This is a genomic window from Bacteroides sp. 3_1_23, assembly GCF_000162555.1.
Lineage (GTDB): Bacteria > Bacteroidota > Bacteroidia > Bacteroidales > Bacteroidaceae > Bacteroides > Bacteroides ovatus.
Window position 1 is genome coordinate 44,586 of record NZ_GG774956.1, and the last position, 14,209, is coordinate 58,794.

Here is a 14,209-nt window from a genome sequence, read left to right on the forward strand (position 1 = left end):
AGAGCGGAAAAGTAAAGCACCGCTTTAGCAATCGTAAAGCTATGCTTTACCACCTCTAAAGCGCCGCTTTAGGATTCATGAAACGTCCTGTTGTTATATAAATGCAAAAAATGCACTTTTTCCGAGGGTTCCCTAACACACGCACACATGCGTGCGCGTATAAACGCCTTTATCGTCTGTATTGATAAGCAATCCTTTTTTTATCAGACGGTTCAGCCAGCTAAGAGCAGTGTTAGGTTTGATTTTCATCTTTTCAGCCTGCTCCAACAACTGTGCGCGGGTGAACTGGTTGCCCATTATTTCAAAAAGTGCATCCCGGTCGGCATTGGCTCTATGTTTGACCTCTGTGGAAGGAAGAAAAGATAAGATATGTGTGGCATGACGATAGAGCGGAGTTACAAGCTCCAGCACCGCATGGAAATCTTCAGCGGTGATTGTCACATCCCAACGGGTGATAATGCCGTCTTTGATATTATCGGCGGCAATCTCCTTGTCAGGGGTCAGCAGAGGGGAGGAAGAATCCTTGAACTGATAAGGCTGGTCGCATTCCAATGCACGAATCATAGCTATTTCTGCCATGATACGGCATGTATTGACAGCCAGTCGGGCTATGGAACTGCTCATTTCGTTATCGTTGGCAAGTCCCGAGCGGAAAAACAGATCGGCAAAGAGGGCATTGAACTCTTGCTTTTGCTCATCAGTGAGCCGGAGCGTATGAAGCCCGTGTGCTTTCATCAGGTCCAGTTGCTTTTTCCATTCCAGGCCTATGCCTGTGAAGATGGCTTCCAGATCGGTTTCGCCACTTTCAAACTGGTTGATCCATGTCCATATGCCGTGCATATAATAAAACAGCTGGCGCGAGAAAAGACCGTTCTCTGTCGAGGGAATGAGTGGTTTTACTTGTGCGGGTGTGCCGGAAAGCAGGACGGAAAGATAGCTTTTCTTTACTTCCCGGTATTCCTGGTCGGTGCGCCGGTTGTACGACAGGCGGTCGTGGTCGAATGCTTTGCGGAGCGTATCGCTCCAGTGTCCGTATTCAGAACCGATAGCAGCGGAGATGGTATCCGCTTCGGTTTCGCAGATAAGTCCTGTGCCGTTGGCATCCATGATATTTTGCAGAATACCTGTTCCGGTGTTATTGCCCGAGATGAGAAACATTTTATTCTTGGGCATTTGAGGAGCTTCCACTTTGCAGCGCTCCTTTCCCATGGTATCATAGGCGGCTTTCTCTTTTTTGTAGGCCTTGACCTCTTCCGCTACTTTTTGGCGGATCTCGTCATGAATAGGCTCTACAAGCAGCCGGATGAACGAAAGAATTCCCTTACCCGAGGCGGAAGGGGCTACAATAAAACTTTGCAGGCAAGGAGACTGGAGTTTGCCGGCGTATGGACATCTCACATATCGCTCCATGCTGGCACCTATGGCGGTCAATGCTCCGAGCAGCATGACATCGCGTTGTGTGGGGCTGGTGGCATAACTCATGATGAGCAACAGGATTTTCGGCCAGTCCGCTTCGGTGAAAGAGGGCAATGGCTGGTTCGGGTCACTCCCGTCCTGCAGCTCTTCGGATTCGTCCGGTTCTTCATTGTCCACCTTATTATACACGTGCGTGTGTGTGAGATTTTTGGACGGTGCATTTCCTGCATTTTTTGCATTTTTCCGGTGGTTCATCACTCCCTCTTTGCAGAGAGTTACACCCGCCTTTTCAGCAAGATGGAATGCAGTGCCCAGATGGACATCTCCATGCCGGGTGGTAAGTGCGTTGGAGAATATCCGTTCGGCATGTTCCCGTTCGTACTTGGCAGATACCCGGCACAACCGATGGAAAAACTCGCGTCCCGCTTCTCCGCAATCCGTTGCGATGGCGAACGCCAGTTGTACATATTCAGCATACGTAGGGGCAATATCCGCTCCTGCAGTTTCAACCGCCTCACAGAGGCGGCATAACGATTCAATTTCGTCCATAATTTTAATTTATAGTTTTTAATATCTAATTATTTGTTGTTTCTAAACAACGCTCCCGGATCATGACTAAGAAAACAAGACCTTACAATGTCCTTACCGGAAAAGTCTACCCCTTTGCGTTTTTCTCCGAATGGAGGAGGTGTTTCAGTACCATAGAGCAACACAGTGAACATCATTGCCAGCTTCATATTTTCGATGATACTGTTTGTGTCGTTAGCCATGGGTAAATGATCGTAGGGTACGAATGCTTTCACACCCCGTCCGCTGGGACTGATAAACGTGAGTACAGGATGCAGAAGGTGGTCATTAAACAATGTACTGCGCATTTCCACTGCCTCCTGATAGGAATCGAGATGGTCGATATCTACCACCACCAGATGTGAAGAAGCTACGAAACATTTGCTGTTTCGACGCGAGAACGTACCACAGGGAGTCACATAAGGCAATAGTGATGCCTTTGCTGTCCGTATATCTCCGGAATTGCGTACTTGCTCGGTCAGAATTTTGAGATTCTCGTTGCAGGTTATCATTTGAAAAACTTGTTCTACGGAGACTTCGCAGGAGGGAATAAGTGTTGCAGGAGTAACAATCCGCCCCAGTTCATTTTTGATGGGAGCAATGGGAGGCATGAAATAAGACATTCTGAAATCGTTTGTCATAACATTTATATTTTTTGATTATCGTCTTGAATTTTCAAAACGCGAGGCGAAGGTAGAAATAGCTTTTAAATATATCGTTCAGACATGTCTGAACGGATATGCATAAAATTAACATATAATACAATGTATTTAACAACTAATAAAATTATAAACATGAAAAAATTTAATCATCCCGTACTGGGCCATTTCATCGCAGAGCAGTTTGAACGTGCTCACTTGTCAATAGAGGCTATGCGTAAAGAAATCCACATGGGAAAACCCACTTATTACAAGATGATATCTGGGGAGATTTACGTCTAAGTGATTTTACCCGTCTTTTTTCCTATTACTATGACAATCTCACAAAAGAAGAGTTTCGAGCCAAAATGGTAGAATGGGGAGAACTTTATATTGAGTATAGGGAGAAAAATGAGGATATGGATGAAAATCTAAATCAAGAATAAAGTAATGCAGGAAGTCCAACGTTTTAATAAAGTCCTAAAATCTTTTGTCCTTTCAGGGGACATCATCTTACTGAACTTACTGTTGTGGGTGTTTGGTTCTCTTTGGGGAAACCGTTCTCCTTTTGAGTTTTCCATGCCTCTTTTCCAGAACATGGCTTTGATGACTTTATGTTATCTGGTTTGCAACATTCGTTCTGGAGTGATTCTTCATCGTCCGGTGGTTCGTCCGGAGCAAATAATGCTTCGGGTGGCACGGAACATGATTCCTTTTGTATTGATAGTACTGGGACTTTCGTACATATTCCATTTTGAATGTGTTAACCTGCGTCAGCTGGGGGCATTTTATGTAGTTCTCATTATCGTTATTATTTCTTATCGCCTGACGTTTCGCTATATTCTGGAGCTTTATCGCAAAAGTGGGGAAAATGTCCGAAAGGTAGTACTGGTGGGTAGCCATGAAAATATGCAGGAACTTTATCATTCCATGACGGATGATCCGACATCAGGATATCGTGTACAGGGGTATTTTGAAGATTTCCCATCAGACCGCTATCCTATGAATATTGCATATTTGGGGCAGCCGTGCGAAGCTGTTGATTATTTGACCCGTAATGCGGGAAAGGTAGACCAACTTTATTGCAGTCTTCCTTCCGCCCGTAGTGCTGAAATTGTGCCGATTATCAACTATTGCGAGAATCATCTAATTCGTTTTTTCAGCGTTCCCAATGTCCGGAACTATCTGAAACGGAGAATGTATTTTGAAATGTTAGGTAATGTCCCGGTACTTTCTATCCGTCGTGAGCCACTTGAGTTATTGGAAAATCGTATTGTGAAACGTAGCTTTGATATTGTTTGCTCGCTACTATTCCTTTGTACTCTTTTCCCGATTATATACATCATTGTGGGACTGGCTATAAAGATAAGTTCTCCTGGACCTGTCTTTTTCAAACAGAAACGAAGTGGTGAAGATGGTCGTGAATTTTGGTGCTATAAGTTCCGTTCGATGCGGGTGAATGCTCAATGTGATACGCTTCAGGCTACGGAATGTGATCCTCGTAAAACCCGTATCGGTAATCTGATTCGCAAGACGAATGTGGATGAACTTCCCCAATTTATTAATGTACTGAAAGGGGATATGTCTTTAGTGGGTCCCCGTCCGCACATGTTGAAGCACACAGAAGAATATTCCCATTTGATAAATAAATATATGGTTCGTCATTTTGTTAAACCGGGTATTACAGGTTGGGCACAGGTGACAGGTTTTCGTGGAGAAACGAAGGAACTTTGGCAGATGGAAGGACGTGTGCAACGTGACATCTGGTATATCGAGCATTGGACGTTCATTCTGGACTTATATATCATGTATAAGACTGTATATAATGTAATCCGTGGGGATAAAGAGGCTTATTAGGTGAGGAATTGGAAATTGAGTAAAAATTAAATCAATAGTTGTAAAATTACATGAGTAGGTGGTTATGAGAAAACTGAAACGATTGACTTTGGGTGTGTTACTTGCTTTTTTGCTGGTATCCTGCCAATCATATAAGAAAGTGCCTTATTTGCAGGATACGGCTTTTGTGAATGATACAGAACAGAGTGTTCGTCAGACAGGTGTGAAGGTTATGCCCAAGGATTTGTTGACGATTGCCGTGTCTTGTTCTACTCCGGAATTGGCTGCACCTTTCAATCTGGTTCGTTCGAAGACTGCAGGTGGATTGGAGGAAAAGACGGCGGGACAAGGAACCACGCCCTCTGCTCTGCAACAATATTTAGTAGATAATCAAGGGAATATCAATTTTCCAGTGTTGGGCGAGATTCATGTGAGTGGATTGACCAAACTGGAAATAGAAAACCTGATTATAGATAAGCTGAAGGTTTATTTGAAAGAAGCGCCGATTGTAACTGTGCGTATTGTTAATTACCGAATTTCGGTATTGGGGGAGGTTGCCAAGCCTGGTAGTTTTGTGATCTCTAATGAGAAGATTAATTTGCTGGAAGCACTCGCTATGGCAGGTGATTTGACTATTTATGGTATGCGTGATAATGTGAAATTGATCAGGACAGGGCAAGATAACAAGCAGGAAATTATTACTATGGACTTGAATAAGGCTGAAACGGTACTGTCTCCTTATTATCAGTTACAGCAGAATGATATAATTTATGTGACACCTAATAAGACTAAGGCTAAGAATTCGGATATAGGAACCAATACGGGATTATGGTTTTCTGCTACTTCTATCTTGGTTTCACTTGCAAATATATTGGTAATTTTATTAAATAAGTAATTAGTAATGAAAGAGAATGAGAATTCGTATAACAATAATATGAGTGAATTAGACGAAGAGAAAGTAAATTATCAGGAAATTCTCTTTAAGTATATCATTCACTGGCCTTGGTTTATTGCTTCGGTTTTAGCTTGTTTGATTGGCGCTTGGGTGTATTTGCATTTTCAAACTCCTGTGTATCAGGTCTCTGCATCTATCATGATAAAGAATGATAAAAAGAATGGTGGTGGAAATACTGCAGATTTGGAAAGCTTGGGATTAGGTGGGGTGATTACTTCTACGCAGAGTATTGATAATGAGATAGAAGTGCTACGCTCAAAAACAATACTGAAAGAGGTCGTTAATAATCTGGAACTTTATATTACTTACTATGATGAGGATGAGTTTCCTAAAAAGGAACTGTATAAAACCTCTCCCGTAATTGTGAATTTGACGGCACAAGAGGCGGATAAATTGCCAAATGTAGCTTTGGTTGATATGAAGTTATCTCCAGAGGGTGGTCTGGATGTGAATCTAAAGATAGGCTTGAATGAATATAATAAGCATTTTGATAAACTTCCAGCAGTGTTACCTACGGATGCAGGTACATTTGGGTTTACATTGAAAGATTCTTTATCAAATGGGAAGATAGTAGGGCAAAGTGTAGTACGAAATATCAGCGCTGTAGTTAGTCAGCCTTTTGGGGTGGCAAAAGGATATCAGTGGGCATTGGAAATAGCACCTACCTCAAAAACGACTTCTGTAGCAGTTGTTTCATTGATGAATACGAATATACAGCGGGGACAGGACTTTATTAATAAGTTAATGGAAATGTATAATCGGAATACGAATAATGATAAAAATGAGGTTGCCGAAAAGACGAGAGAGTTTATCAATGAACGTATTAAGATTATTGATGAGGAACTTGGCACTACAGAGGATAAGCTGGAAGCTTTTAAAAGAAATGCAGGATTGACGGATATCAGTAGTGATGCCCAATTAGCAGTATCGGGAAATGCTGAATATGAAAGAAAACGTGTAGAAAATGGAACTCAAATTAATTTAGTTCGTGATCTTAATAAATATATCAATAATCCGTCGAATGAGTATGAAGTATTACCTAGTAATATTGGTTTATCCGATAATGGTTTAACTACTCAAATAGATCGTTATAATGAATTGATTATTGAACGTAAGCGTTTACTTCGTACTTCTACGGAAAGCAACCCGATGATTGTAAATCTGGATACAAGTATTCGTGCCATGAAAGCAAATGTAAAAGCTGCTATTGATGGGACTTTACAAGGCTTGCTTATCGTGAAGGCTGATCTGGATCGTGAGTCCAGTCGTTTTTCCCGTCGTATCAGTGATGCTCCGGGACAGGAGCGCCAGTATGTAAGTATTGCACGTCAGCAGGAAATCAAGGCTGGGCTTTATCTGATGCTTTTGCAGAAACGTGAAGAGAATGCTATTACTTTAGCCGCTACTGCGAATAATGCGAAGATTATTGATGAGCCAGCAGCTGAAGGTGCTCCAGTTTCTCCTAAGCCTAGGATAATCTACTTAATTGCTTTAGTGGTAGGAGTGGGATTGCCTGTTAGTATTATTTTTTAATTGGTTTGACTAAATTTAAAATAGAAGGGCGTGGTGATGTAGAGAAGTTAACAAGTCTGCCTATTGTAGGTGATGTACCGTTGACAGAAGAAGCAAATGGTTCTATTGCTGTGTTTGAGAATCAGAATACTTTAATGAGTGAAACTTTCCGTAATCTCCGTACTAATCTTCAGTTTATGCTTGAGAATGATCAGAAAGTGATTTTAGTGACTTCGACAGTTAGTGGTGAAGGTAAATCTTTTATTTCTTCCAATCTAGCAATAAGTCTTTCTTTATTAGGAAAGAAAGTAGTGATTGTGGGGCTTGACATTCGCAAGCCCGGTTTGAATAAAATTTTTAATATTCCGAGGAAAGAGCAGGGAATTACTCAATATCTGTCGAATCCGGACAAGAATCTGATGGATTTCGTTCAGCCTTCGGATGTTAGTAAGAATTTGTTTATTCTTCCAGGAGGAACTGTACCACCTAATCCAACAGAGTTATTAGCTCGTGATAGTTTGGATAAAGCGATTGAGGTATTGAAAAAGAACTTTGATTATATAATTTTGGATACTGCCCCGGTTGGTATGGTAACTGATACTTTGCTCGTAGGTCGTGTGGCTGATTTGTCAGTTTACGTATGTCGGGCAGACTATACTCGGAAAGCAGAGTTTACCTTGATTAATGAATTGGCTGATAGTAATAAGTTGCCTAATCTTTGTACTGTAATCAATGGTTTGGATCTTCAGAAGAAAAAGTACGGCTATTATTACGGTTACGGTAAGTATGGCAAATATTATGGCTATGGTAAGCGTTATGGCTATGGTTATGGCTATGGGGAGACACACCATGGTGGTAAGGGAGAAAGGACAGAAGAATAGACGAATGTGATTTTGGAGAAGACAAATGAATTATATAATATGAGAATTAAACAATTACGCATAAAAGGTAGAATCATAAGATTATTTAGGCTTATTGTAAATACAGGTTATATGCTTTTGCATAAAAGAGCAGATGAGATTGTACTTAATGTGTCTATGAATTTGTTGTGTAATAAAGTGTTTCATAGTAATATAGGTGATGACATAAACTATTATCTTATAAAAGAATTGAGTCATAAACGTATATTGAATTATTGGGATTTTTTCAATCTACGGGAGCAGCCTAATTTTATGGTTATAGGTTCGATAATAGGTTGGATGACAAATAAAGATAGTATCATTTGGGGGAGCGGAGTGCGGGAACCGGATAATCCTTTGCCAGCTATTCCTCGTAAGGTATTGGCTGTTAGGGGGCCGCTTACACGCAAATACTTGATCTCACAAGGGGTGGAGTGCCCGGAGATATATGGAGATCCCGCTTTATTGTTACCTAAGATTTACCCTCTTCCATTTGTAAATAAAAAATATCTAATAGGGGTGATTTTACATAAAAATGATCTAGGTAATTCTATTATAAAGGAATTTATTGAAAGAGAAAGAAACAAGGCGAGACAGATTGATATTAAACATTATAAGGATTGGAGGCAAGTGATAAAAGAGATCGTAGAATGTGAAATGATTATATCTAGCTCATTGCATGGTCTGATTCTGTCTGATGCGTATCATATTCCCAATATTTGGATTAAATTCTCTGATGAAACCTTTGATGGAAGTTTTAAATATTTGGATTATTTCGCTTCTGTGAAAAGGCCGATCGATAGACCACTAATCATACGATCACGTTTGGATTTATCGGATTTGCTTCAATATAAAGATAGTTATTCTCCTATTACTTTTGATGCTCAAAAATTGTTGTCTGTCTGTCCGTTTATAGATAAAAACAAAATTTTACCTTAATGTCAGGAAACGATAGAATCGCAAAGAATACAATATTCTTATATTTTAGAATGTTGTGTACAATAGTCGTATCATTATATACATCACGAATTATTCTCCAAACATTGGGTGTCAATGATTATGGTATTTATCAAACTGTGGGTGGAGTAGCAGGTTTATTAAGTTATATTATTAATGGTTCATTGGCATCCGGTTCATCGCGATTTATTACATTTGAAATGGGGAGGAGAGATAAGGGAAAGCTAAGTGATACTTTTTCCTCTTTATTGACTGTACATCTATTATTCGGCGTGGTCGTTGCTTTATTGGCAGAAACTATCGGATTATGGTTTTTATATAATAAATTAGTCATTCCCCCGGAACGATTTTCCGCTGCTGTATTTACATATCATTTATCTATATTAATGTCTATTGTCGGTATTACGCAGGTGCCATATACCGCTGTGATTATTGGACATGAGAAAATGAATATATATGCTTATACGAGCATTATTGAAGCTATATTGAAATTACTGCTTGTATATATACTCATGGTTTCCGATTGGGATAAATTAATGCTTTGCGCTTCATTGCTTTTTGTGGTTCAATGTGGTATTACTTTTTTTTATCGTTATTACTGTATTCGTCATTATGAGGAATCTCATTACCATTTCTCTTTTGACAAGTCTATTATAAAGAAAGTACTCGGCTTTTCATCGTGGAATTTGGTAGAAAACACTTCTATTTCATTAAATGCTCAAGGTACTACTATTCTTCTTAATATGTTTTTTAATTCGGGCATAGTGACAGGACGTTCAGTGGCCAATATTGTTTCTATGACAGCTAATTCATTTGTTAACAATTTCCGAACAGCAGCAAATCCGCAGATCGTTAAGAGGTTTTCGGCAAATGATTTTGATGGCAGTAAGCATTTATTGCTAATATCAACAAAATATTCATATTTTTTAATGTTGATATTAGCATTTCCAGTCTTTTTAGTTGCAAAGCAATTATTATATCTTTGGCTGGGACAAATACCTGATTATTCTGTTGTATTTCTGCAATTCGCAATTGTTACTACGCTTTTTGGAGTGTTTGACCAATCGTTTTACAGTGCGTTTACAGCAAAAGGTCAGATAAAGGAAACTACTATATGTTCCATTTGTGTCGGCTATTTATCCTTTCCTGTCATCTATGTTTTGTTCAAGTTAGGTTATTCTCCAGTTTCATTGTCCTGGGTCATGTTATTTTCATCTCTGATACTCGCTATTTTTATAAAGCCTTTCCTACTGGTGAAAATTATGGGATATACGTGGACAGATATTTTTGTTTTATTTAAATCTTGTATCATAGTAACTGTTGTTTCTGTGCCTATACCATTACTGTTATATATATTTAGAAATACATTGTTTCACACGCCATATTTGGATTTTTTTATCCTCTCAATAAGCGGCGTAGTTTGCGTAGCTTTGGCTGTTTGGTTTTTGGGTTTGGATGATGGCATACGTAAGAGAATACAAAACAATATTAAGATAAAGTTATTAAAAAGAAAATGATGAACTCGAGAATTGAACACATTGACTGTTTGAGAGGACTAGCCATTTTTTAACATTCTAATATGATACCTAAAATAATACATTATTGTTGGTTGAGTAACGACCCGATGCCTGCAGAGCTCAAACGTTGCATTAAAAGTTGGAAGAGAAAGCTTCCTGATTATAAAATAAAGAAATGGGATACACACAATTTTGATATTTATTCCATCCCTTTTGTAGCAGAAGCATGTAAGATGCGAAAATGGGCATTTGCTTGTGATTATATTCGTGTATATGTACTTTATACGGAAGGGGGAATATATATGGATTCAGATGTTTTTGTCAGGAATAGTTTAGACTTTTGTCTTGCTAACAGGGCATTTAGTGCGGTAGAGTGTTATCCGGACTTAGTGGAGAAAATTTATGCTGAAGGGTCGGTTGATGCGGAAGGTAACAAAAGAAAAGATATTCAATATATAGACGGAATTCAGATTCAGGCGGCTATTCTTGGTGCGGAAAAAGGACATCCTTTTATGAGGGATTGTATGAACTATTATCATGATAAGCATTTTATATTGCCGGATGGTTCATTGAATAATAAAATTATTTCTCCTTTTATTTTTGCAAATATTGCGATTGATTATGGTTTCAAATTTAAGGATGAAGAACAGGATTTGAAGAGTGGATTAAAAATTTATTCGTCAAGTTTGTTTGCAAGTAATATGGAGCTTATAACAGAGAAAGCCGTTGCAATACATTGCTGTGCCGGTAGTTGGCGTTGGATGCCTTCCTCATCAATGGCGTATGCTGTGCAGTATATGAAAGAAATAATCAAAAACATACTTTTCAGATTACATTTGAGAGGCGGCAAAACTAGAGGAACTTTGAAATAATTTGTATTTTTATTATGCGTATAGATTCACTTGATATTTTAAAAGGGATAGGTATTATCCTTGTGGTAGTTGGTCACATGATTGGGAATCAACTATATATCCGTCCATGGATATATGCATTTCACATGCCTCTTTTTTTCATGCTATCGGGATACTGCTTCAATATAGCGAAGCATCCTCAATTGTTACCGTTTGCTGTAAGTAGGGTTTGGACACTTCTCGTTCCTTGTGTTCTATATACGGTGGTTAGTCTTGTAGTTTCTCCGGAATATATTTGTGAAGGGAGATATTATGAACTGAAGACATTGCTTCCCGGCGCACTTTGGTTTCTTCCAATATTATTTATAGTAGAAGTTCTAGGGTATAACGTGGCTCGCTTTAAGGGGGGGGTGGTAAAAATATTTGTCATATTGCTATGCGTGGTCTTAGCTGCTTGCTTTCGTTTTTGGGAATTCCCTTTAACATATAGGCTTATTCAAATTCCAATGTGTCTTTTGTTCTATCTAATAGGAAATTCATTGAGAAAATATGCTATTGTTGAAAGGTTTTTGATGAATAGCAATTGGATGTCTTTGTGGAAATATTGTTTGTTGGGTTTGTTGGGGTGTGTTTTGACTTATGTATATGTGAGAACTGATGCGTTAAAACATAGTCAGGAAATTTTGAACTATTTTGAGATAGGGATGGTTCTTGCTTGTTTCAGCGCTATTGTCGGTGTAGCTTCATTCTCGGTTTTTTCTCTCAAAAGAATGCCTAAATTAGGAAATGTATTGATATATATAGGTAGAAATACATTGATAATTATGTCTGTTCAGGGTATATTTATATCATTAGCTGATTATTTTTTGCGTCCATTGATACCGTCGTTTGCTATCGGTAAGTTAGTTCAGTTTATTTTTGTATTTTCCTGCTGTTTGATAATGATACCACTAATCAATAAATACATTCCTGTACTAGCCGGTAAAGGGATAAAACATCGTTCACTTTAATTAAATATGTTTCTTTCAGTTATTATTCCTGTATACAACGTAGAACCTTATTTGCATCGTTGTATTGATAGTGTCATAGCCCAAGATATGAGTGATGAAATAGAATTGCTGTTGGTGGATGATGGCAGCAAAGATGCATCGGGGGCAATATGTGATGAATATGCATCGAAGTATAGTTGGATTCATGCTTTTCATATTCCCAACGGAGGAGTAGGCAATGCGCGTAATTATGGTATTGAACATGTTCAAGGTGAATACTTTACTTTTATAGACTCGGATGATTTTATTGATCCCGGTTTCTATAAAGAGGTGTTAAGGTTGCATCGTCAAACTCCTTCAGACGTATATTTATTTGGTTATAAGGATTATCCTCTTAATAGTAGCGATGGGCATAGGTTGAAACAATGTCGTTGTGATGATACTGAATCATTGGCGCAATTGTATTTAGATATGAAGAAAAACTATCTGATGTTTTCGGTTATCAACAAAATTTTTAATTCTATTGAAAATCGGAAACATCGATTTTTGACAAATATTCACTATTTTGAGGATTGCCTCTTTGCTCTTGATTGTCTGGGTAAAGCAAAATCTGTAGGAGTGATTGAGCAGGCTCCTTATAATTATGTGCATCATCCGGGGGAACATTTAGGCGGAAAATATACTGCACCGGAGGTGGTGGTTGAAGTAGCTCGTGAATTGAAGAGGCGAAGTGACTTACTTCCTCAAAGTGATGAACTGACTCAATATACAATTCTTGAATACTATAATAACATGCTTCATGCGGTTGATAGCAGCCGTGGCATAAAGCAAAGATTACAATATATACGCATACTTTTGAGGGAAATCGAGACGTTTGGTTTCAAGACTGAATTCAAGAAGTATCTAGGCAGGAGAAAAATACTGATGCAGTTCTCGAGTCCTGTAGGTGTACTTATGATGTGCCTCTTACGTAATTTAATCCTAAAATTCAGATGATATGTATCAAAATTATAAAGTTGTAGTGAATACGGCTGCAGGTCGCCGCCGTTATATGCAATATTTGGTTCCTCCCATTTTGAATGCTGATATTGTGGATCGGTATGATATATGGGTTAATACTCGCAATATGGTGGATATTGAGTTCTTTAAAAAGCTTGCGCAGAAATATCCGAAAGTTAATTTGGTGTGGCAACCGGACGGAGTTGTTAATGGCATTGCGAGCATTAATGCATTTTATCGTGATTGCTGCGACAAAGATACTATTTACATGAAACTTGATGATGATGTGGTATGGTTTGAACCCGAACTGTTTGAGAAGATGGTGAAGTTTCGTGTGGATAACCCAGAGTATTTTTTAGTATCACCGCTCGTAATCAATAACGCTTTGTCTACTTATCTTTTACAGGTGCATAATAAAATCAAGTTGGATAAGTATTATATGAGTATCTGTGGGGAGAGAACTATCTGCTTTGATGGCTGGTTTGCGGCAGATTTGCACGATTGGTTCATGGAGAAATATCTTATTGCCGGTAAATATCAAGAGCTGTATGTTGGTAAGCATCCTATGGGGATGGCTCGTTTTTCAATCAACTGTGTTTTATGGTTTGGTAATGAAATGGCTGAATTTAAAGGTGAAGTGCCAGGAGATGATGAAGAGTTTTTGAGTTGTATCAAACCAACTCAATTAGGTAAGGCTAACTGTTTTAATGGCGATGCTCTGATTGCTCATTTCGCTTTTGGACCTCAACGAGAGGGGCTTGATAAGATGGATATTCTGAATCGATATGGTAAAATATTGCATGATTTGTGGAAGCAGGATGAATCAATGCGTGAGATAGACATTTCTGTACAACAAATGATTAAGAAAGTTGAAGCGCGTGAAGCTGAATTGAACAGCCTTCCATCACCATATAAATGTATACCTAAAGTAAAAGTGCCTTTCTTCATGCGTTTAGGAAAAAAACTGCCGGAAAGGGTGAGATGTGCAATCAGAGAACTACAACGTAAACAGCGATATAAATTCATAGAAAGATAAAAAATATCTGTGAAAAAATCAGAATAGAAAAAACTAA

General features: G+C 38.7%; 11 protein-coding genes and 1 pseudogene. 10 read left to right on the forward strand and 2 right to left on the reverse strand.

Annotated elements, in window-relative coordinates; all coding sequences use genetic code 11:
- Window positions 1-132: 132 nt before the first annotated feature.
- Together HMPREF9010_RS01780 and HMPREF9010_RS01775 are read right to left on the reverse strand one after the other, a co-directional pair.
- Window positions 133-1,965: a DUF3987 domain-containing protein gene (locus HMPREF9010_RS01780; protein ID WP_004307287.1), complete on the reverse strand. Its 1,833-nt coding sequence runs from the start codon at window positions 1,963-1,965 to the stop codon at window positions 133-135.
- Between the two features lie 29 nt (window positions 1,966-1,994).
- Entirely contained in the window at window positions 1,995-2,624 is a 630-nt protein-coding gene (locus HMPREF9010_RS01775; protein WP_004307286.1) for a BT4734/BF3469 family protein, read from the reverse strand.
- Window positions 2,625-2,777: 153 nt separating this feature from the next.
- Here HMPREF9010_RS01775 and HMPREF9010_RS26415 point away from each other — a divergent pair, with 153 nt between their 5' ends.
- From HMPREF9010_RS26415 to HMPREF9010_RS01735, 10 genes and pseudogenes are all read left to right on the forward strand, one after another.
- Window positions 2,778-2,924, forward strand: coding sequence for a hypothetical protein (locus HMPREF9010_RS26415; protein ID WP_165863272.1), 147 nt, complete (start codon window positions 2,778-2,780; stop codon window positions 2,922-2,924).
- Between the two features lie 147 nt (window positions 2,925-3,071).
- Window positions 3,072-4,478 carry an undecaprenyl-phosphate glucose phosphotransferase gene (locus HMPREF9010_RS01770; protein ID WP_004307284.1) on the forward strand — a complete coding sequence of 469 codons (1,407 nt, stop codon included), beginning with the start codon at window positions 3,072-3,074 and terminating at the stop codon, window positions 4,476-4,478.
- A gap of 64 nt (window positions 4,479-4,542) precedes the next feature.
- Entirely contained in the window at window positions 4,543-5,352 is an 810-nt protein-coding gene (locus HMPREF9010_RS01765; RefSeq protein ID WP_008651614.1) for a polysaccharide biosynthesis/export family protein, read from the forward strand.
- A gap of 6 nt (window positions 5,353-5,358) precedes the next feature.
- Window positions 5,359-7,805: pseudogene (locus tag HMPREF9010_RS01760) on the forward strand (GumC family protein).
- A 39-nt stretch (window positions 7,806-7,844) separates the two neighbouring features.
- Window positions 7,845-8,762, forward strand: coding sequence for a polysaccharide pyruvyl transferase family protein (locus HMPREF9010_RS01755; protein ID WP_229096971.1), 918 nt, complete (start codon window positions 7,845-7,847; stop codon window positions 8,760-8,762).
- Window positions 8,762-10,297 (forward strand): MATE family efflux transporter, encoded by a 1,536-nt coding sequence (locus HMPREF9010_RS01750; RefSeq protein WP_004313215.1) that lies wholly within the window; start codon window positions 8,762-8,764, stop codon window positions 10,295-10,297. The genes HMPREF9010_RS01755 and HMPREF9010_RS01750 overlap by 1 nt, the downstream gene beginning before the upstream one ends.
- A 62-nt stretch (window positions 10,298-10,359) precedes the next feature.
- Window positions 10,360-11,169, forward strand: coding sequence for a glycosyltransferase family 32 protein (locus HMPREF9010_RS01745; RefSeq protein ID WP_032849305.1), 810 nt, complete (start codon window positions 10,360-10,362; stop codon window positions 11,167-11,169).
- Between the two features lie 14 nt (window positions 11,170-11,183).
- Window positions 11,184-12,158: an acyltransferase family protein gene (locus HMPREF9010_RS25775; protein ID WP_008651621.1), complete on the forward strand. Its 975-nt coding sequence runs from the start codon at window positions 11,184-11,186 to the stop codon at window positions 12,156-12,158.
- Window positions 12,159-12,164: 6 nt separating this feature from the next.
- A complete protein-coding gene (locus HMPREF9010_RS01740; protein WP_004313218.1) occupies window positions 12,165-13,133 on the forward strand; it encodes a glycosyltransferase family 2 protein in 969 nt (322 codons plus the stop codon).
- A gap of 1 nt (window position 13,134) precedes the next feature.
- Complete coding sequence (locus HMPREF9010_RS01735) at window positions 13,135-14,172, forward strand: hypothetical protein (protein ID WP_004313219.1); 1,038 nt, start codon at window positions 13,135-13,137, stop codon at window positions 14,170-14,172.
- Window positions 14,173-14,209: the final 37 nt, after the last annotated feature.